This window comes from Chryseobacterium hagamense (genome assembly GCF_007991455.1).
Classification (GTDB): domain Bacteria; phylum Bacteroidota; class Bacteroidia; order Flavobacteriales; family Weeksellaceae; genus Chryseobacterium; species Chryseobacterium hagamense.
Map to the genome: position 1 here is coordinate 296,283 of NZ_BJYJ01000001.1, position 21,092 is coordinate 317,374.

General features: G+C 42.5%; 19 protein-coding genes. 10 read left to right on the forward strand and 9 right to left on the reverse strand.

Going from position 1 to position 21,092, the window contains the following annotated elements; translation table 11 throughout:
- Positions 1-25: 25 nt before the first annotated feature.
- Together infC and thrS are read right to left on the reverse strand one after the other, a co-directional pair.
- Positions 26-526, reverse strand: coding sequence for a translation initiation factor IF-3 (gene infC, locus CHA01nite_RS01230; protein ID WP_174771802.1), 501 nt, complete (start codon positions 524-526; stop codon positions 26-28).
- A gap of 150 nt (positions 527-676) precedes the next feature.
- Positions 677-2,596 carry a threonine--tRNA ligase gene (gene thrS, locus CHA01nite_RS01235; RefSeq protein ID WP_146939401.1) on the reverse strand — a complete coding sequence of 640 codons (1,920 nt, stop codon included), beginning with the start codon at positions 2,594-2,596 and terminating at the stop codon, positions 677-679.
- Between the two features lie 188 nt (positions 2,597-2,784).
- On the opposite strand from thrS, the gene CHA01nite_RS01240 reads away from it, so the two are divergent.
- From CHA01nite_RS01240 to CHA01nite_RS01250, 3 genes are all read left to right on the forward strand, one after another.
- Positions 2,785-3,234, forward strand: a complete 450-nt coding sequence (locus CHA01nite_RS01240) for a hypothetical protein (RefSeq protein WP_146939402.1) — start codon at positions 2,785-2,787, stop codon at positions 3,232-3,234.
- 79 nt (positions 3,235-3,313) lie between these two features.
- A complete protein-coding gene (locus CHA01nite_RS01245; protein ID WP_146939403.1) occupies positions 3,314-3,661 on the forward strand; it encodes a phage tail-like protein in 348 nt (115 codons plus the stop codon).
- A gap of 39 nt (positions 3,662-3,700) precedes the next feature.
- A complete protein-coding gene (locus tag CHA01nite_RS01250) occupies positions 3,701-4,150 on the forward strand; it encodes a hypothetical protein (RefSeq protein ID WP_170234662.1) in 450 nt (149 codons plus the stop codon).
- Positions 4,151-4,369: 219 nt separating this feature from the next.
- Here CHA01nite_RS01250 and CHA01nite_RS01255 read toward each other — a convergent pair whose 3' ends face one another.
- Complete coding sequence (locus CHA01nite_RS01255; protein WP_146939405.1) at positions 4,370-5,914, reverse strand: hypothetical protein; 1,545 nt, start codon at positions 5,912-5,914, stop codon at positions 4,370-4,372.
- A 148-nt stretch (positions 5,915-6,062) separates the two neighbouring features.
- Between CHA01nite_RS01255 and CHA01nite_RS01260 the strand changes: the two genes are divergently transcribed.
- The 4 genes from CHA01nite_RS01260 to leuB all read left to right on the forward strand — a co-directional run bounded on the left by CHA01nite_RS01260 (position 6,063) and on the right by leuB (position 10,615).
- Positions 6,063-7,226, forward strand: a complete 1,164-nt coding sequence (locus CHA01nite_RS01260; protein WP_146939406.1) for a 2-isopropylmalate synthase — start codon at positions 6,063-6,065, stop codon at positions 7,224-7,226.
- A 29-nt stretch (positions 7,227-7,255) separates the two neighbouring features.
- Positions 7,256-8,635 carry a 3-isopropylmalate dehydratase large subunit gene (gene leuC / locus CHA01nite_RS01265; protein WP_146939407.1) on the forward strand — a complete coding sequence of 460 codons (1,380 nt, stop codon included), beginning with the start codon at positions 7,256-7,258 and terminating at the stop codon, positions 8,633-8,635.
- Between the two features lie 269 nt (positions 8,636-8,904).
- A complete protein-coding gene (gene leuD / locus CHA01nite_RS01270) occupies positions 8,905-9,504 on the forward strand; it encodes a 3-isopropylmalate dehydratase small subunit (RefSeq protein ID WP_146939408.1) in 600 nt (199 codons plus the stop codon).
- Complete coding sequence (gene leuB / locus CHA01nite_RS01275; RefSeq protein ID WP_146939409.1) at positions 9,494-10,615, forward strand: 3-isopropylmalate dehydrogenase; 1,122 nt, start codon at positions 9,494-9,496, stop codon at positions 10,613-10,615. The genes leuD and leuB overlap by 11 nt, the downstream gene beginning before the upstream one ends.
- Before the next feature lie 316 nt (positions 10,616-10,931).
- On the opposite strand, the gene CHA01nite_RS01280 is transcribed toward leuB, so the two are convergent.
- The 6 genes from CHA01nite_RS01280 to CHA01nite_RS01305 form a co-directional block, all read right to left on the reverse strand.
- On the reverse strand, positions 10,932-11,120 hold the full coding sequence (locus CHA01nite_RS01280) for a hypothetical protein (protein ID WP_146939410.1): 189 nt from the start codon (positions 11,118-11,120) through the stop codon (positions 10,932-10,934).
- A 10-nt stretch (positions 11,121-11,130) separates the two neighbouring features.
- Positions 11,131-11,736: a DUF4230 domain-containing protein gene (locus CHA01nite_RS01285; protein WP_146939411.1), complete on the reverse strand. Its 606-nt coding sequence runs from the start codon at positions 11,734-11,736 to the stop codon at positions 11,131-11,133.
- Positions 11,737-11,744: 8 nt separating this feature from the next.
- A complete protein-coding gene (locus tag CHA01nite_RS01290) occupies positions 11,745-12,311 on the reverse strand; it encodes a TlpA family protein disulfide reductase (RefSeq protein WP_146939412.1) in 567 nt (188 codons plus the stop codon).
- 6 nt (positions 12,312-12,317) lie between these two features.
- Positions 12,318-12,785, reverse strand: a complete 468-nt coding sequence (locus CHA01nite_RS01295; protein WP_146939413.1) for a pyrophosphohydrolase domain-containing protein — start codon at positions 12,783-12,785, stop codon at positions 12,318-12,320.
- Between the two features lie 487 nt (positions 12,786-13,272).
- Entirely contained in the window at positions 13,273-16,203 is a 2,931-nt protein-coding gene (locus tag CHA01nite_RS01300) for a reprolysin-like metallopeptidase (protein WP_146939414.1), read from the reverse strand.
- Between the two features lie 207 nt (positions 16,204-16,410).
- Positions 16,411-17,550 carry an acyl-CoA dehydrogenase family protein gene (locus CHA01nite_RS01305; protein ID WP_146939415.1) on the reverse strand — a complete coding sequence of 380 codons (1,140 nt, stop codon included), beginning with the start codon at positions 17,548-17,550 and terminating at the stop codon, positions 16,411-16,413.
- A 191-nt stretch (positions 17,551-17,741) separates the two neighbouring features.
- Between CHA01nite_RS01305 and CHA01nite_RS01310 the strand changes: the two genes are divergently transcribed.
- The 3 genes from CHA01nite_RS01310 to CHA01nite_RS01320 all read left to right on the forward strand — a co-directional run bounded on the left by CHA01nite_RS01310 (position 17,742) and on the right by CHA01nite_RS01320 (position 21,067).
- The gene (locus tag CHA01nite_RS01310) at positions 17,742-19,643 is read left to right on the forward strand and encodes an endonuclease (protein WP_146939416.1); all 1,902 of its coding nucleotides are present in this window, start codon (positions 17,742-17,744) and stop codon (positions 19,641-19,643) included.
- A gap of 120 nt (positions 19,644-19,763) precedes the next feature.
- Positions 19,764-20,369, forward strand: a complete 606-nt coding sequence (locus tag CHA01nite_RS01315) for a SatD family protein (protein WP_146939417.1) — start codon at positions 19,764-19,766, stop codon at positions 20,367-20,369.
- Positions 20,370-20,371: 2 nt separating this feature from the next.
- Entirely contained in the window at positions 20,372-21,067 is a 696-nt protein-coding gene (locus tag CHA01nite_RS01320; RefSeq protein ID WP_146939418.1) for a DUF3307 domain-containing protein, read from the forward strand.
- Positions 21,068-21,092 lie beyond the last annotated feature (25 nt).

Sequence of the window (21,092 nt, forward strand, 5' to 3'; positions counted from 1 at the left end):
GGATCGAATGGATCCCTGCTATCGATTATTTAGCCGGTTTTTTAGGACTCATCATCATAATCATTCTTTTTCCTTCAAGCTTAGGCAGCTGGTCTACTTTTCCTACATGCTCCAGTTCCTGGGCAAGTTTCAGAAGCAGGATCTCTCCCTGGTCTTTAAAGATAATCGAACGTCCTTTAAAAAATACGTAGGTCTTTAATTTTGAACCTTCTTCAAGGAATTTTTCAGCATGCTTTTTCTTGAATTCGTAATCGTGCTCATCGGTCTGAGGTCCGAAACGGATCTCTTTTACCACCACTTTTACCTGCTTGGCCTTAAGTTCCTTCTGTTTTTTCTTTTGCTCATAAAGGAATTTCTTATATTCCAGTATTCTTGCAATAAACGGTTCAGCCTTATCGGAAATGACTACCAAATCAAGGTCCTGCTCTGCAGCAATCTGTCTTGCTTTGTCAATCGGGTAAATTCCCGGCTCTACGTTATCGCCCACCAAACGAAGCTCTCTCACACGAATTTTATCGTTGATCAAGTGTAAGTCCTCCTGTACCGGACGTCTTTGTGGGCCCCTGTTGTTAAATCGTTGTGCTATTGTATTATAATTTTATTGGTTAACTCTAATTTAATTTATTCAGAATCCGAAGGATACATTCACTTCTGTTCTGAATCCGAATCTTTGATTTTATATCGCTGATTCTTTTTTGAAGTAGGAGACGAAATCTTCAAGATTCATCGCTCCCAGATCTCCTTCACCACGTCTACGTACAGAAATTGTGCCATCCTTTTCTTCATTTTCGCCGACAACCAGCATGAATGGGATTTTATTTAATTCTGCATCGCGGATCTTCTTCCCGGTCTTTTCATTCCGGTCGTCAATCTGACCGCTAATATCGTGATTTTCTAAAAATTCTGAAACTTTTTTGGCATAATCTACATATTTTTCACTGATCGGAAGAATGATAAACTGGTCAGGGCTCAGCCACAACGGGAAATCTCCGGCCGTATTCTCAAGCAAAATAGCAATGAAACGTTCCATCGAGCCGAACGGCGCTCTGTGGATCATCACCGGTCTGTGTTTCTCATTATCATTTCCAATATAATGAAGATCGAATCTTTCCGGTAAGTTATAATCCACCTGAATTGTTCCCAGCTGCCACTTTCTTCCCAAAGCATCTTTCACCATGAAATCCAGTTTCGGACCGTAAAAGGCTGCTTCACCATATTCCACAACGGTCTTCAAACCTTTGTTTTTGGCAGCGGTGATGATGGCATTTTCCGCTTTCTCCCAGTTCTCATCGGAACCGATATATTTTTCTCTGTTATCCGGGTCCCTTAAAGAAACCTGGGTTAAGAAATCTTCAAAGCCTAAAGATCTGAAAACATATAATACCAAATCAATTACGGCTTCAAACTCTCCCAACAATTGATCCGGAGTACAGAACAGGTGGGCATCATCCTGTGTAAATCCGCGGACTCTCGTTAATCCGTGAAGCTCTCCCGACTGCTCATACCGGTACACTGTTCCGAATTCTGCATATCTTTTCGGCAGATCCCTGTAGCTCCATTGCGAAGTCTTGTAGATTTCACAGTGGTGCGGGCAGTTCATCGGCTTCAGCATGAATTCTTCTCCTTCGTTCGGAGTTTTGATCGGCTGGAAGCTGTCGGCGCCGTACTTATCCCAGTGCCCTGAAGTAACATACAGGTCTTTAGATCCGATATGCGGAGTCATAACGAATTCGTAACCTCCTTTTTTCTGAGCAGCAGAAAGGAAGTTTTCCAGCTTTCTTCTTAAAGCCGTTCCTTTCGGCAACCATAAAGGCAATCCTGCACCTACTTTTTCAGAGAATGCAAAAATTCCCAGTTCCTTACCTAATTTCCGGTGGTCCCTTCTTTTGGCTTCCTCCAGCCTTTCGAGATATTCGGTAAGTTCTTTCTGTTTAGGGAAAGAAACGCCGTACACTCTTGTAAGCTGTGGATTTTTTTCGTTTCCTCTCCAGTATGCTCCGGCGGCATTTAAAATTTTTACCGCTTTTACAATGCTGGTATTGGGAATATGTCCTCCGCGGCAAAGATCCGTGAAGTTATCGTGGGTTACAAAGGTAATTTCACCATCATTAAGATTAGAGATCAGCTCCACTTTGTAAGGGTTGTCTGCATACGTTTTCAATGCTTCTTCTTTGGAAACAGGGTATAATGAGAACGTAGAGCCTTTTTTTGCATTTTCCAGAACCTTTTTCTCTATTTTATCAAAATCCTTTTCCGATAGACTCTCATCCCCGAAATCTACATCGTAGTAGAATCCGCTTTCAATGGCCGGACCGATGGTGAGCTTAGCATCAGGATAAAACTCCAGGATAGCCTGCGCCAGCAAATGGGCAGAAGAATGCCAGAAGGCTTTCTTTCCAAGATCATCGTTCCAGGTCAGCAGCTGTATCGCAGAATCCGTGGTGATAGGCGTGGTCGTCTCTACTTGTTTGTCATTAACAATTGCGGAAATGGTATTTCTAGCCAATCCTTCGCTTATAGATTTTGCCACGTCCAGCGGAGTAACTCCCGCCTCGAATTCTTTGACGCTGTTGTCAGGAAGTGTAATTTTTATCATTGTTTACTAAGAAATTTTAAGACGCAAAAATACGAAAATTTTACTTAGTATGCTATTTTCACGGGGATTTGTAAAACATAACCCTGAATTTTTTTCCTGTGGTTTCGCTTTTAAAAAAAGATTGTACGAAAAGAATCATGTTTCTGAAATTAAAAATGTTTTTAAACAACTTATAATAAACCGATTACATGTTAATAGATTTGTTTACCCTGGGATTTACGGCCAACCTGCCCAATGCATCTGACAAGGTACTGAAAACCAAAGATGCTACAGAAAGTTTAGGTCTTACAGGCGGAAGCAATCTGCTGACCATTTTACAGGGTAATTTACCCAATATAACATTGACGGGCAACGTGAGTGGAACAACTTCGGCAGAAGGATCCCATGCGCATGGACCTGCAATAGGAAATGCATACCTGCTTTCAGGGACAAGTTTCGGAAACAATGGAAATGGTTATGGCAATGCCGGAAGCAACGGCTGGGGAGGGGTAAATGCGAGAGCCAATACAGCAAGTTCAGGATCTCATACGCATACGTTCAGCGGAACAGTCAGCACGCCTCTGGGCGGAGGAAATGTCTCCATCGACAACAGATCTCCTTACCTGTCTGTCAATACTTTTATCTATTTAGGTGAGTAATACCTTTCATTTAACCATAATTTATTTTCAAACAAAAATCATGAATAAAAAATCATTATTATCACTCATATTCTTTTTAATGTGCAATACCATTTTCTGTCAGGTTGGAATTAACACAACTTCTCCGCAGTCGACTTTGGATATTGTTGCTAAAAACCCTGCCGGAACGACAACCGGAACAGACGGAATGCTGATTCCCAGGGTAGACCGCCTAAGCGCACAAAATATGAGCGGCGTGGAAATTTCTACCATAATCTATGTAAATGATTATACCACAGGAAGCCAAACTGCACAGGCCCAGAATATTGATGCCAATGGATTCTATTTTTATAATGGAAGTGTCTGGGAAAAGATCAATAAGACACTTTTATCATACCCGACCGGCAGTATCACCCAATCATTCAGATCCGCAGATCATGACGGATGATATCTGATGAATGGGAGAGCGCTTTCAAGTCTTCCTGCAGTGGCAAAGACGGCAGCTGCCGGTTTAGGAATGACGACCAACTTATATGATGCTTCAGGCAGAACCCTCAAAACTAAAAGTACCGCTGAAAATACAGGGGATACCGGGGGAAGCAACGCCTTTACACTATCACAAAGCAATCTGCCCAATGCCAATCTTACAACTACGGTCAGTGGCACTGCCTTAACATCGGGATCACACACCCGCAATTCAGATACGGGTGGTGCATTTCTGTATTCTGGTACAAATGCCGGCAACTACGGTACAGGTCATGGCAGCAGTGCCAGTCCGGGTTTATTCGGAGGGGTTGGGGTAGGTAATACCAATGCCGCGGGAAATCATACCCATAGCTTTACAGGGACCCTATCCACAACTTTAGGCTCAGGACAATCTATGAATAACCAGTCGGCCTATATTACAGTAAATTCTTTTATTTATTTAGGACAGTAAGTATCTGTTACAAACCATATTTATCCTTATACAATTTGTTTTACAGAAATGTGACATGATGGTGTAATGGATGAATATGGTTATTACTGTTAAAAGCCGGTTATGGAATCAGTATGTATCACAGAACATAGTTCACCGTAAAATTTCCGGTGATAAACCAATCCCATATTATTCATAAAAGATCCCGAAAAGGCGAAGTCCATCAGCCTTTTCATAACCTCATTTCCTTCTCTTGTACTTTACTTTCTCTTTAATAATCTCAATGACATCCACATTCCTAATTCTGGATTTTACCCACCCGTGGATATCAATATATAACAGCGATCTCCTGTAATATTCATTGTCGGCAAATTTTTCCAGCCTGGCATCGAACTTTCTGAAAGAGTCCGTTTGCTGATCAGGCGTTAAAGCATTCAGGCTTTTGAAAAAGGTGATGCTTTCAGAATGAAATTCATCGGGTTTCTTCATTTTTCTTACAAAAGCGGATGTAGATTTAATAAACTCGTCATAATCTTCATCATTTCCTGATTCATATTTAGCCATTAAAATCAGTATTCTCGTGTGAAACAGCAAATCTTCCTGAACATTTGCTTTAGATCCGATGATTTTTGAAGAGTACCTTATTGAATCCTTAAACTTTTTACTGCCGAAAAACATCGCTGCCATTTTCAGGTATAAGATCATAAAGTGGTGCTCATCAATTTTGTCCTTAAGTTTTTCCATCTTCAGCTCAATCTCAGGAATCAGCTTCGATCCCGAAAAGAATTCGCCTTTTACAAAGTAAATATTCATCAAAGTGTTGTAGTGCGTCAGGAAAATTAGCGACTGCAGGTTTTCATTCTGAACAAAGCCTGAGGAATGCACCCTTTCATTAAATTCCCGGAAACTGCTCTCCAGGATATCGATATTCCCATACAGGAAAAGGATTTTCAGAAGGTAAGTGTTGCCTTTGATGTACCAGACGGGATGGCTGAGAATCATTTCGGGATTTTTGTGAAACAGATCTACCCATTGGAAAGCATATTTCAGGGTATATTTATAATCCTGGAACAACTGGTTTTTCCAGACATGTGCTTTAAAATACCAAAGCTTCTCCGTAAAATTCAGTCTGTCAAAATTAATTTTCCGGATCTGAGCATTGAAGAGATTCATGATTTCCTGGCGGTCTTCATCGTTTTTCACATAGCCATGGGTAAGCATTTCGCTGTATAACTTCAGCGAAAGATTGGATAATTCGGTCGCATAGTGATTCTGTTTACTGATTTCCGTAGACTGCCGGATCAGTTCATCGGCTCGGCCGGCGATACTCCGGGTAATAAATTGGGATTCAATAACTTTTTCAAGGTCGATGATCTCCGAAGCAATGGTTTTCTCATCCAGCTGCAGAGCGGATTGTTTGGTTTTATCAAGAATTTTCAGAGCCTGTTTGTAAAGGCCTTTCTGGTAAAGAATATTGGCAAAATCCAATTGTTCGCGGAGCTGGATGCGGGAATTCTGATGGCTGGGATTCAGGCGTAAACTCACCAGAATCTGTTTATACAGATGAGCTTTGAGATTGGACAACTGCTGCTTTGTGGAAATTTTCTTCTCGATAATACAGCTTTCATCGTATTCCTTCATCTTTTCGATTTCAGAAAACAGCAGGAGGAATTTCGCATCCGCATTAATTCCAAGACGGTTTACATACAGCCGGAATTGTCTTTTTTCTGATGTTGTAAGGGATTTAACCAGAACAAATAAAAAATCTTTGTGCAATTCTGCCATTGTAAATTTTTGGAATTTAAAATATTGATAAATAAATAATTAAGCTTAAAGTATATTATTCCGGCTATTGTAATTTTTTTTTAAAACGGCAAGGACTAAACGTTTCATCTTTTTAGATTTGATTCAAAATTAAGTAAAAAACTTCAGTATGAAATCCGAAAAAATTGAAATTTTTGATACCACACTGCGTGACGGAGAGCAGGTGCCGGGTTGCAAATTAAATACACCGCAGAAATTAAGCATTGCTGAGAAACTGGACGAACTGGGAGTGGATGTGATCGAAGCCGGTTTTCCGATTTCCAGTCCGGGCGATTTTCATTCGGTTTCAGAGATTTCAAAACTGGTGAAAAATGCAAAGGTCTGCGGATTGACCAGAGCCAACCCGAAAGACATCGACGCCGCTGCTGAAGCCCTGCGCTTTGCCAAAAGACCAAGAATCCATACCGGTATCGGAACTTCGGATTCCCATATCCGGTTTAAATTCAATTCCAACCGGGAAGATATTATCGAAAGAGCGGCACAGGCTGTAAAATATGCCAGGACTTTTGTAGAAGATGTGGAGTTTTATGCCGAAGATGCCGGAAGAACCGATAACGATTACCTGGCCAGGGTCTGTGAGGCGGCGATTAAAGCCGGTGCTACGGTACTTAACATTCCCGACACCACGGGATATTGCCTGCCGGAAGAATACGGTGAAAAAATAAAATATTTAAAAGAAAATGTGAGTGGTATCCACAGGGCTATCCTTTCCTGCCACTGCCACAATGACCTGGGAATGGCAACCGCCAATTCTATTTCGGGGGTCATCAACGGAGCAAGGCAGATTGAATGTACAATCAACGGACTTGGTGAAAGAGCCGGTAATACCGCTTTGGAGGAAGTAGTGATGATCCTGAAACAGCATCCGGGCTTACAGCTGTATACCGGTGTAAAATCCAGAATGCTGAATCCGGTGAGCCTGTTGGTATCCGAACTCATGGGAATGCCCGTACAGCCGAATAAGGCGATCGTGGGAGCCAATGCATTCGCCCACAGCTCGGGAATCCATCAGGACGGCGTTATTAAAAACAGGGAAACTTACGAAATAATTGATCCGGCAGAGGTGGGAGTGAATGCTTCAACGATTGTCCTGACGGCAAGAAGCGGACGCTCGGCACTGGCCTACCGGTTCAGGCATATCGGTTTTGAAGTGACCAAAAACGAGCTTGATTTTCTATACGAGGAATTCCTGCAGGTAGCTGACCGTAAGAAAGAAGTGGATAATGATGACCTCAGTGCAATCATCGAAAAAGTCACCCGGAAAATAGGATAGAAATATTGATTTTAGCAGGATCATTTAAAATGAATAATAAAAAGACACTTTTTGACAAAGTCTGGGATGCCCACGTGGTTGAAACAATTCCCGACGGGCCTCAGATCATCTATATCGATAAACACCTGATCCATGAAGTAACCAGTCCGCAGGCCTTTGCCGAACTGGAATCCAGGAATCTGAAGGTTTTCAGGCCGCGGCAGATCCTTGCCACAGCCGATCACAATGTTCCGACCTGGGATCAGGACAAGCCCATCCGTGACGAATCTTCAAGAAACCAGGTGGAGCAGCTTACCGAAAACTGTAAAAAAAATAATATCGAATTCTATGGTTTAGGCCATCCGTATCAGGGAATTGTACACATCATTGCTCCCGAACTGGGCGTTACCCAGCCGGGAATGAGCATTGTCTGCGGCGACAGCCACACTTCGACCCATGGTGCTTTCGGTTCAATCGCTTTCGGGATCGGGACCAGCCAGGTAGCGCAGGTATTTGCGAGCCAGTGCTTATTGCTGAACAAGCCTAAGTCCATGCGGATTACGGTAAACGGGGCACTGAATAAAAATGTACAGCCCAAAGATGTGATTCTTTATATCATTTCAAAAATCGGAACCGATGGCGGCACCGGATATTTCTGTGAATATGCCGGAAGTGTTTTCGAAGAAATGTCGATGGAAGGAAGAATGACGGTCTGCAACATGAGTATTGAAATGGGAGCCCGCGGCGGAATGATTGCACCGGATGAAACCACTTTCCTGTATGTTAAAGGAAGAACTTTTGCTCCGGATGGAGAAGAATGGGAAGAAAAAGCGGCGTACTGGAAAACACTGAAAACAGATGCTGAAGCTGTTTTTGATGCAGAATTTTCCTTTGATGCCGCTGATATTCACCCGATGGTCACTTATGGCACAAACCCCGGAATGGGGATTTCCATCAGCCGGAATATTCCGGTTCCGCAAAACGATTCTGAGAAAAAGGCATTAAGATACATGGGGTTAAAAGCCGGACAGGCACTTTCGGATATTAAAGTCAATTATGTCTTTTTCGGAAGCTGTACCAATGCGAGAATTGAAGATTTCCGGACTGTGGCACATTATATCAGAGGAAAAAGAAAAGCCGGAAATGTTCACGCACTGATCGTTCCCGGCTCCCAACGGGTGGTTAAACAGATTTATGAAGAAGGCCTGGACGCAATTTTCACTGAAGCCGGATTTCAGATCAGGCAGCCGGGATGCTCAGCATGTCTAGCCATGAATGACGATAAAATTCCGGAAGGCGAATATTGCGTATCTACATCCAACCGGAATTTTGAAGGAAGGCAAGGGCAGGGGGCGAGAACAATTCTGGCAAGCCCGCTGACGGCTGCAAAAGTAGCGCTCGAAGGAAAAATTTCAGCTTTCGAAAACTGATGAAGAAGATGAATAGTGAATTCTGCTTTGCAGGTGAATTTGATGGAAATTAACCGTTAACTTAAAAGTGAATAGTCATCATCAAAACCCTGCATTAAATAAACTTAACTTAAAAATTCCATTCCTCTGGAGGAGTGGCGAAAATTCCAGAAGAATTTTTGACGGGGTGGTTTAAAGGTGAATTTTGCTCCGCATGTGAATTTTAAAACGTAATTAAATTGACCATTCACCCGTAGGAATCAACCATTGACTCCAAAAAACTAAACAAAATGCAAAAATTAATAAAATTAAGAGCCCGCGCGATTCCGTTGCCGGTTGAAAATATAGATACGGACCAAATTATTCCGGCCCGCTTTTTAAAAAGCATTGACAAGAAAGGATTCGGTGAGAATCTTTTCAGAGACTGGCGGTATAACGTCCATACCGGAATGCCTAATGCGGATTTTGTTCTGAATAACCCGGAATACAGAGGTGAAATCCTGGTAGCCGGGAACAATTTCGGGTGCGGGAGCAGCAGGGAACATGCCGCATGGGCACTGACGGATTATGGGTTTAAAGTCGTGGTCTCAAGTTTCTTTGCCGATATTTTCAAAGGGAATGCACTGAATAACGGTTTGCTTCCCGTAAAGGTTTCCGAAGCATTCCTTAAAGAAATCCTGAACGGCATTACCGAAAATCCTGAAAAAGAACTCGTGGTCGATGTGGAAAAGCAGACCATTGCTTTTGATGGCCAGTCGGAAAGTTTTGAAATGGACTCCTATAAAAAGATCTGCCTGATGAACGGCTACGATGATATCGATTTCTTAATCAGCAGAAAGCAGGCGATCAGGGAATTTGAACTTAAAACACAGAAAATATATGAAAACTAATTTTAATATTGCCGTACTTCCCGGAGACGGCATCGGCCCGGAAGTGGTGGACGAAAGCATTAAAATCTTAAATGCCATTGCAGAAGCCTTCCGTTATAAGTTTGATTTTACCTACGGACTGATGGGTGCGGAGGCCATTTACAAAACGGGAAAGCCGCTGCCGGATGAAACCCTGGCCATCTGCCGGGCATCTGACGCCGTTCTGTTCGGCGCTATCGGAGATCCTTCCTTTGACAATAATCCGGATGCGAAAGTACGTCCCGAACAGGGTTTGCTGAAGCTCCGTAAGGAACTGGGGCTTTTTGCCAACATCAGACCCCTTAAAATCTACAGCTCACTGATTGACAAAAGCCCTCTGAAAAAAGAGATTATCGACGGAACGGATATATTGATTTTCCGGGAACTGGTGAGCGGGATTTATTTCGGGGAAAAGTTTACGGATGAAGAAGCAGGTTATGCCTATGACAACTGCAGATACCATCGGGATGAGATTGTACCTGTTGTTCATATGGCCTTTCAGGAAGCGCAAAAACGAAGGAAAAAAGTTACACTTATCGATAAAGCCAACGTCCTGGACACTTCCAGATTATGGAGAAAGATCTGCAAAGAGATTGCCGCGGGATATCCGGAGGTGGAGCTGGACTTTATGTTTGTTGATAATGCGGCAATGCAGCTGATCCTGAATCCGAAGCAGTTTGATGTTATTGTAACGGAAAATATGTTCGGGGATATCATTTCTGATGAAGCCAGTGTCATCGGGGGGTCTATCGGCCTGCTGCCTTCCGCTTCCATTGGTGCGGACAATGCGCTATTTGAGCCGATTCACGGTTCTTATCCTCAGGCAAAAGGAAAAGGGATTGCCAACCCGATCGCGTCCGTTCTGAGCACGGCCATGATGCTGGATTACTTAAAGCTTGATCAGGCCGCCGAAAAATTAAGGCAGTCCGTTGAACATGCTGTTGACAACAGGTATGTTACGGCAGATCTGAATAACCAGCAACCCTATTCTACGGCTGAAGTGGGAAGCTTTATTGCAGATTATATTATGTATTCCGAGAAATCGTACTATAATTTTGAAAATGTAAAGCTTGGCAAATCAACGATCGTATAAATACAAACAGCAGAATTCGCTTCGCCATCATTAGATCCATTCAATAGTCCATAAAATTCACTTGCGGAGCGAAGGGCTGTTTTAAATATAATATGAAAAATACGTTAGAAGAAGGAAGATGGCCCAACGCAAATTGTATAAGGTAAAATTTACATTGTTTTAAAGCCACTAATCGATGGCTTTCTAGGCTAGATACGACCGGATTTGCATTAAATGCGAGCTCCAAGGGTTCAAGAAAATTGTCGTTTGATTTTTATTTGTATATTTTTTTTCTGAAAAAAGGTTCCGCCTCATCTGAGACAGAACCTTTTTAAATTTACTCTTCCGTATTATCCGTTTTTCCGGATTCATTGTTTTCTGAAGACTTCTGAATATCTTCCTTGTCTACATCAGACGGATTCGTCTTTTCTGAAGAAGCGGGAATATTCTGAAAATCTTCATTTTGTTTTTTTGTTTCTGCTTTGTTTGCAGATTCTTTGCCTTTCGGGTCTTCTTGTTCGTTCATAGCATTAAATTTATAGTCCTAAAACACCCAGCTTACCGGTCTGGTCTTCGATCTTATAATTCAAAGCTTTTGCCAAAACGAAAATATTGTTCAGGTTTTCCATTAATTGTTCACGACCCTCTGTCCTCAACCGGTTCTGATCGATCGACCGGATAGCCGTATCCTTGGCTTTTTGTGTCACATTTTTAATGTCTTTTTCTGAAATCCTGTTGAAAAAAGAATCATCCACCGACTGGATTTCCACACTTGGAGTAATCCTGATGTCAGCATCAGGCAGGGCGGTAATCATTAATTTTTTATTGACTGAATCCACCTCGATCTTCATCTTATTTAAATCATAGGAAACCTGGGCATTGGTTTTGGTAAAGGTAATAATACTGTTGCTGGATACTTCTTTGCCAAAAAACTCGTAGCCCATTTTGGTTTTCTGTATGGAAGACGTATTCTGCTCCATGACCACCATCTTATTCATTTTGGCAATCTGGTTGGTCAGTATATAATAATCTGATTTCTCTGTCTTTTTTGTCGGGTTTAAAAAAGATTTAAAACTGAAAAACAGAATAACCATAACGATGATTCCGGCCAGAAAAGCAACTGCAATTTTACTATTTTTCAAAACTTTATTTATTTGCTGAAAATTTCTTTGATTACGGAACCGTCGTCTTTCTTCAGGATTTCTACCAGATCCCTTTCAATGTATCCGGTAGTCGGCATTTCAATAATTCTTCCGATTTCCTTACCGTATTTCTGTACGATAATCGTAGGAACTTTATGAACGTTGTAGAGGCCTTCCTCGCCGTTCGGAGATTCCTTTTTACGGTTAACGGCGATGATCTTCAGTTTGCCTTCCGGATAATTTACTTCTTCCAGGATCCGCATCAGCCTCGGGAAATCACGGTGGGAATCTTCGCACCAGGTCCCGATGAAAACCACAAGATTATAAGAATTGATCTTGTCTTTTTTAAGTTCGCTGACGGCTTTCTGATCCAGAGCATATTCATCATGCTCTTTCACATACCAGTCTGAATAAGGCGCTTCGGTAAATTTGCTTTTCAGCTGCATTCCCAAAAGCATTTTGCCGTCGTTGGTTGTTTCCACTTCACGGCCGACCACTACTTTTTGTGCAGTAAGTTGTTGGGAGGCAAGAAACAGAGCCGAAATGGCCATGATATTTGTAACGATTTTTTTCATACGGTTTTACTTCTCAATAATGGTTTTCAAATCGGCAGGAGAGTAGTATTTGTTTTTCAGAACTTTATGGTCGGCCCTGCGGTAGACATTGAATTTCTCACCCGATTTTTCATAAAAGGAATCCACTTCCTTTGCTTTATAAAATTCAACGGTTTCCTGTGCCTGTTCTTCATTGTCGCAGGCCTTGGACATATTGGACCGCTGAACTTCGTTGAACAGTTCTACAAATTTGCTGCCAAGTCCGAACTCCAGAACGGCACCGCTCAGAACATACTGCAGATCGCATAAAGCATCGGCAATTTCAACGATATTGTTATCGGCGATGGCCTGTTTCAACTCGTTCAGTTCCTCCTGCAGCAGTTCAACCCTGAGATTGCATCTTTCCGGTGAAGGAATCTGCGGCGTCTCTAAAATCGGTGCTTTAAAAGTGGTGTGGAATTCTGCTACCTGGTTCAGACTGTCAATTGTATCCATGAATATTTTTAAATTTACGCAAATATAAAAATTCAGTTTTACAAATCAGGAATCAGCAACAAGGTTTTTCCAAACCTCAAGTTTAATTGGGTTAAGACTTGTTAATATTCAGCTTTTATTTTTTTACCTTGGAAAAATTAATGTATTGGCTGTTCATCAGTATTTATTTAATTCATTGTATTGAAATGAAAAATTATAGCATCACCTGACACCAATAGCACCAATGATCTCACAAATGATCACAATTGATGTAGTATCACTTAGTGAAATTATTAATGTTATCAATTAATATATCCGTGTGATTTGTTTTTAAGTTATATATATTAAGCATTAGTGCACTTTCGAAAAAATCATATCAAAAAGTTTCTGAATTATCATTTGAAGTTCATCTTTGCAGATTCCATTACGTTTCACTCATCGCTCATTATCATAAAAAAAGGCCGCCCGTTTCCAGGCCGCCTTTCACAAGATTAAATTGAGATAGAAATTAGTTTTTAATGAATCTCCTGGAGATTTCTCCGATCTGGATCATGTATGCTCCTTTGATCAGACTGCTTACATTCACGGAGCCTCTTTCAAGTTTTCCTGAATTAATTAGTTTTCCACCCATATCGAAGATTCTGTAATCTTCGTTTGTAGTATTAGAAACATGCAGGATGTCTTTTGCCGGATTCGGATATAATTTCAGATCCGTAATCAGGTCTTTGGTTCCCGGTAGTTCGCCTCTTCCCGAAGAAACGATATTCACGGTGTAGTCTTCCACCTGTCCGTAGGTATAGGATCCGCATGATGAAGAAGGAATGGCATTATACTGCATCATTACCCGCATTCTGGTGCTTCCTGTTACGGCAGTAGAAGGAATCGTCACTGTTCCCGTTACCGGAGAAGTTGTGGAGGCTGATTTGGACCAAACCAGTTCGCCGCTGTCCGTAAAATCTCCGTCCCCGTTGTAATCAATATACACTGCGTACCCTTCCTTATACTTGGTTGATGTCCAGACAGGTGTTATGGAAATGGTATAAGCAGATCCTTTGGTTACATTCGTAGAAATTGAGGTAAAGTTTTCATATCCTGAAGTTCCTGTTGAAGTATTGTTAATCGTTCCGAATTTCACATTTCCGATTTTTTCGTCGCCGGTGTTCGTTGAAGAGGCGGAACAATAGCTTACGGTACTTCCTGCAGAAGTCGTTACGGAAACCGTATTGCTGGAAGTTGAGGTATTTCCTGCCGCATCTTTTGCTTTTACATTAAAGCTGTAGGTAGTAGAAGGCGTCAATCCGGTTACGGTATAAGATGTCGAGGAAGTTGAGCCGATCATCGAGCTTCCCTGATACACCTCATAGCCTGTAACGCCTACATTGTCCGTTGCTCCCGACCAGGAAAGATTGGTTGCTGTGGAGGTCGTTCCGGAAGCGGCGAGGGCAGGAGCTGTCGGAGCCGTCTGATCTACGGATGAAGAACCTGCGTTCACCGTAATATTGGCATTGTTTACATCAAAAAAGATATGATTGGAACCTTTTACCATAATCCGCCCTGTGGAAGTCGATACATTTGGAATGGTTACGGCCTGGGAACCGTCATTCGTTGTTCCCGCCAGCAGGGTGGTCCAGGTATTTCCGCTGTCAGTAGACCATAGGATATCCACATTGGCGGCATTAACGCCGTTTGCCGTAGTTCCTGCAATATCCCAGGTAACGGTCTGGCTGCTTCCGCCGGCAAAGGTAGTGGCCGAATTCTGAGAACTTACTACAAAGGGGCCTGCCGTACCGTTTACGGTGATTACGGCATCATCGGAATTGTTTCCGGATCCGCCGGCTCTGTTATCGCGAACGGTAAACCTGAAGTTGTAGGTTCTGGCTACACTGGATAAAGCTTCCACGGTAATTTCGGAACCTGCGGTTGTGGTAGCGCCCGCCAGTACGGAGGCCATTCTTGGAAAATACCGTACCGGCGTGGTTTGGGGCGTAAAAGATCTGAAAGTCGGTCCTGAAGCTTTGGTTGCACTGGCCGCGGAGCCTGTTCCCGTCTGCGAAGAAGAGGCATTGTCCATCTGTTCCCAGATGTAAGTTAGAGTATCGCCGTTGGCATCGGTTCCGGATCCCGTTAACATGAATGGCGTTCCTTTCGGGATGGTATAATCCAGGCCGGCATTGGCAGTCGGAATGGAGTTGCCCGTACTGGTGCTTACGGGGCATGTCTTCGCTTTGATATTATTGGTAATCTGCTGGATGCTGATGGCATGGAAAAAGGCATCCGAATGCGGCTGGATATCCTGACTGGTAATTCCTGCATACCCCATAATGGTGGATCCCGATCCCGGTTCCATATTGGCGCCGGTTCCTTCATTGCTCATGGAGAACGTATGGTTTCCGCCGAACTGATGACCCATTTCATGGGCTACATAATCGATATCGAAATTATCACCTGCCGGAATTCCGTCTGCCGGAGAAGTATAACCGCTTCCTTTGGAGCCGTTGGTACACACGCAGCCGATACATCCGGCATTTCCGCCGCCGCCGGTAGCTCCGAACAGGTGGCCGATGTCATAGTTGGCATCACCGATTACGGAAGTGAGTGTAGACTGCAGTTGGGAATTCCAGTTGTTCATCTGCGACGAAGGGGAATACGGATCGGTAGAGGCATTGGTGTAAATCACCGAATCGTTGTTTGAAATCAGCACCATTCTTGCCGAAAAGTCCTTTTCAAAAACCCCGTTGACGCGGGTCATGGTATTGTTCATGGCGGCCAGGGCATTGGCTTTTGTGCCACCGAAATAGGTGGTATATTCTCCCGTACAGGACAATGCCAGGCGGAAAGTCCTGAGTTTGGCATCATCGGCGTTAGGTCTTGCGGCCAGACTGGTTGTGCCGGCTACTCCTTTCTGGGCAACATCAATTACCGTACATTCAAAAGCGTTCAGATTGTCTTTTTTATCAGACTTCTTATATACTACATAGGTTGAAAGGTCTTTTGAATAGGGTTCTATAAAAACAGCGGATTTATCACCGTAAATCTCCATGGAAGATAATCCGAGCGGGGAAATACTGAAATAAACCGTGGTTCCGGAATCACCCATTCCTTCGCCGATATACGATTTGATATCCGGATATTTTGCGGCCAGCTGAGGATCGAAGTTTGAGTTTTCTTTTACCTTAAAGCTTTCCATTTTGCCTTCCGCATTGGGAAAGGAAATGAGGATTTCGGATTTTTCTCCCGGTGCCAGTCTTCTCGGTGCTTTGGCAAGAGCATTTTTCAATCCGTTAATATCCAGACTGTATAATTTCGGGTAACTGATCGTTAATTTGTTCTGTAAAATTTCTGAGGCACTTTTTTCTGAAGTTTCAGACCAGAGAAGGTCGGTCTGAGCGAATGAAATACCGGATGCCAGCATTCCAATCAAAAATAATTGTTTTCTCATATATATCCTTTGTTTTGATTGTGGAATATCAAATCTAATAAAAAATATGATACGGAAAACAAAATTTTTTAAGAATTTTTCTGATAATTCATTTAAATAATTATGCAATACATTAATTATTGCTAAATGATGATTTTACCCGGAAAAGAATAGCATCCGCCGTCGGCGGATGCTATTGAAACAAGAATAATATAATTCTGATTTTGTTTATCTGGTAATATCCCTTCCGATAACCAATCTCTGGATTTCTGATGTTCCTTCACCAATGGTGCAGAGTTTGGAATCCCTATAGAATTTTTCAGCAGGGAAATCTTTGGTATAGCCGTAACCTCCGAAAATCTGCACGGCATTGTTCGCGATTCTTACACAAGCTTCAGAAGCATACAGTTTGGCCATAGCTCCTTCTTTCGTCATTTTCTGCTTGGCATTTTTCATGGTGGATGCTCTCTGGATCAACAGCTCTGCAGCGTCAATTTCCGTTGCCATATCCGCCAGCATGAAGTTGATGGCCTGGAATTCGGAAATGGATTTGCCGAACTGATGTCTTTCTTTTGCATATTTCAAAGCCGCTTTGTAGGCGCCTCTTGCCGTTCCCAAACTTAACGCTGCAATGGAAATTCTTCCGCCGTCAAGGATTTTCATCGCCTGTTTGAAGCCTTCACCCACTTCGCCCAAACGGTGGGAATCCGGTACACGGACATTGTCGAAGATAAGTTCTGCCGTTTCGGAAGCCCTCATTCCCAGCTTGTTTTCTTTTTTACCGGAGCTGAATCCCGGCATTCCCTTTTCCAGGACAAACGCCGTTGAATTATTTTTCGCTCCTTTTTCACCTGTTCTGGTCATTACCACGGCAATATCCCCTGAAATGGCATGGGTAATGAAGTTTTTTGCCCCGTTGATGATCCAGTCGTCGCCGTCTTTTACCGCAGTGGTAGACATTCCTCCGGAATCGGAACCGGTGTTATGCTCCGTCAGTCCCCAGGCACCGATCACCTTACCGGAAGCCAGTTGCGGAAGCCAGCGGTGTCTCTGCTCTTCATTGGCGAATTCATAAATATGGTTGGTACAAAGGGAATTGTGTGCCGCTACGGAAAGTCCGATCGACGGGTCTACCTGGGAAATCTCATCCAGGATCGTTACGTACTCGTGATATCCAAGACCGGAACCTCCGTATTCTTCAGGAATCACAATGCCCATAAAACCCATTTCTCCCAACTCATGAAACAGATCTTTAGGGAAAGTCTGGCTTTCATCCCACTCCATAATGTTTGGTCTGATGTTCTTTTCAGCAAACTCCCTTGCCGTTTCCGCTATCATTTTGATATTGTCAATAGTCTCTGTATTCATATAGATAATAGTTAATTCCCAAAGATAAATAAATTGCGGTTACGCCCAAAAAAATTATTGTATCCATAGGAATTTATTCACAAAAAACTAATTTTCAATTTTTTATATTCTAATAGTTAATCATTTTTTAATAAAATTTTCCGAAATTTAAGTGAATTAATTTACTATTTTAGCCTCCCAATTTTTTACGTATGAAAAAACTTCTCCTACCTATTGTCCTTATTTCATCTTATATAGCGGCACAGGCTCCGGCGGGCTACTACAACGGAACATCCGGTCTCAGCGGGTACGCGCTGAAATCCAGGCTGCACGATATTATATCGGCTAAGAACATCAACTGGAATTACGGCGATCTGCAGAATTTGTTTAACCAGACGGATCTGGACAAATACTATGACCATAATGCAACGAATACGACTTATCTGCTGGATATTTATTCCGAAATCCCTTCAGGTCCGGATGCGTACGAGTATACATCGGCACAGATGATCGGCAGCGCCTCTGCGGAAGGCATGGGATGGAACAGAGAGCATATGATCCCTCAGAGTACATTCAGTACGAGTTCGGGGATCAGCGATTATCCGATGTATTCTGATCTGAACTTTTTGATTCCGGCGGATGCAAGAATCAATCAGCTGAGAAATAATTATCCGTATGGAGTAGGCGGAAATACCAATTTCTATAATTTCACCAACGGCTCCAGAATGAGTAATGCGGCAATTCCGAATTATCCCTATACAGGCAGAGTGTACGAACCGAATGCTGAATTCAAAGGGGATATTGCGAGGACTTTATTATATTTTGCAGTAAGATATGAGGGGAAATTAGGCTCATTCAATACCGCTTACAGCACTTCTTCAACGATCACTCCGGCTACGGATCAATGTCCGTTTGATGGCACGGAAGAAAGAGCGATCGATTTGCCGTATATTGAAATGTTGAAACAATGGAATAATGCAGATCCTGTTTCACAAAGGGAAATTGACCGGAATAATGCTGTTTATGCTATTCAGAAAAACAGAAATCCTTTTATTGATCATCCGGAATGGATTAATCTGATCTGGTCCGAAACTCCGGATACCGTTGCTCCTTCAGCGCCGTCTTCACTGGTTTCTACACAGCAGAATGCCCGTTTTGTTAATTTAAGCTGGTCACCCAGCACGGATACCGACATTTTAGGATACCGAATTTATATGAACGGATCGTCCACGCCTGTGGCAACAACGAAGAACACGTCTGTCAGTATTGATCATTTAAGTCCTTCTACTGCCTACAGTTTTACGGTTAAGTCTTTTGATAAAGGATACCTGGAATCTCCGCAGAGCAATACGGTGTCAGCAACCACTTTAGCTTCGGATTCCTACGCTTCCGATCTGATGATTGTAAAATATATTGAAGGAACAGGAAACAATAAAGCTCTTGAAATTATAAATAAAACAGGGCATGAAGTTGATTTGAATAACTACAGGATAAATATACAGTTGTATAACAGTACAAGCGGAAATTACTACAATGCCGATACTTATGAATTGGAGGGCAAAGTCGCCGGTAATGAAAGTTTTGTTATTTTAAATCCCAATGCAACGCTCTCGTGCTATACAAATAATCAGGCGAGATTTGTTACGGCTTCCGACCCGATGACGTTTTCGGGAACTCAATACGTTGAACTGGCTTATAATAAAACCATTACTGTAGATGCGATTGGGGCAAAATTTACTTCTAATTCCAATGCAAATATTTCATTATACAGAAAAAATACGGTGACGCAGCCGGCTTCTGTATTCAATAGTTCCGAATGGAATTCTTACGCTATGGATTACTGTCAGAATTTAGGAACATTAGCAACCTCTGGTATAGCTTTGGCCAATGATGATCAGGTTAAAATCTATCCAAATCCTGCTCACGAAAATATATTCTTAAGCGGCAGAACAGAAAATATAAAATCTGCACAGATCCTGGATTTTTCAGGAAAACTGATCTATACTGAGCAAAATCCGTTCAGAAATAAAAAAGAAATTTCCGTCAAGTCTCTGCCGGCAGGTTCTTATCTGTTGAATTTAGATGGCAAGACCTATCCGTTTATTAAGAGATAGTTTAATTAAATTCAATGATTTAGATTAAAATTGATATAAGCAGATGTACCGATAATCATTATCTATAAGTACATCTGCTTATATTTTTTATTTATAAGTAATTATGCTTATATTTGCAGAATGATAGCGGTCATTACCGGAGATATTATAAATTCACAACACGCGGAAACGGAGGTTTGGATTACCAGACTTAAAAATCTTCTCGACCAGTGGGGAAGCGCTCCCGAGATATGGGAAATCTACAGAGGCGATGAGTTCCAGTTCAAATGTAATATCGATGAGGTATTCTGGCGTTTCTTAGCCATAAAATCATTAATCAGAAGTCAGGAAAACCTGGATGTGCGGATGGCCATCGGCATCGGTGAGGAAAACTTTTCGTCCGGGAAGATTACCGAATCCAACGGTACGGCCTACATCCATTCCGGAAGGCTGCTGAATGACCTTAAGAATGACGGCCACACCGTTGCCATCAAAACGTCCAATGTTTCCGTAGACCGGGATCTGAATATCCTGCTGAAATGGTCTTCCAAGGATTTCGACAGCTGGACGGTGGCCACTGCAGAGATCATCCACGAGATGATCATGAATAAAGACCTCACGCAGGAAGATCTTGCGAAAAAATTTGCGATCTCCCAGTCTTCCGTAAGCCAGCGGCTCAAACGCGCCAACTACGAACTGATCGCCGAAACCAACCAGTATTTCAGAAAAAAAATCTCCGAACTTTAAGCATGATTTTTATCCAGCTCATATTCGCACATCTGTTGGGAGATTTTATTCTTCAGCCGGATTCATGGGTTGCAGACAAGGAAAGCAAAAAGCTGAAGAGCGGCTATCTGTATCTTCATGCACTCATTCATGCGGTCTTAAGCTTTGTTTTTCTGTGGAATACCGAACTTTGGTGGATTGCACCCACGGTCGGAATTTCACATTTCATCATCGATGCTGCCAAGCTGAGCTTTCAGACTGTCAAGAATAAAAAAAGCTGGTTTTTTATTGATCAGGCACTGCATGTTCTGGTGATTGCCGGAATTTCTCTTTATTTTAATGAATTCAATTTCGGATTCCTAAAGGATCAGAACCTTTTGAAAACAGTGGCTGCAGCAGTATTTCTTACGATGCCGGCTTCGGTTTTTGTAAGGATCTTGCTGTCGTCCTGGACGCCCGTGCCCGAAGCCCAGGGAAATATACAGACCGAATCTCTGTCGAGTGCCGGAAAATATATCGGGATCCTGGAGCGTTTAATGGTTTTCACCTTTATTATGGTTAACCACTGGGAAGGCGTCGGCTTTATGGTAGCGGCAAAATCCGTGTTCAGGTTCAGCGACCTGGCACAGGCCAAACAGAGAAAACTAACGGAATACGTGCTGATCGGAACGCTGCTGAGTTTCGGGATGGCGGTTCTGACAGGAATTTTAATTAAGTAAATATATAAATCTAACTAAAAAGTAA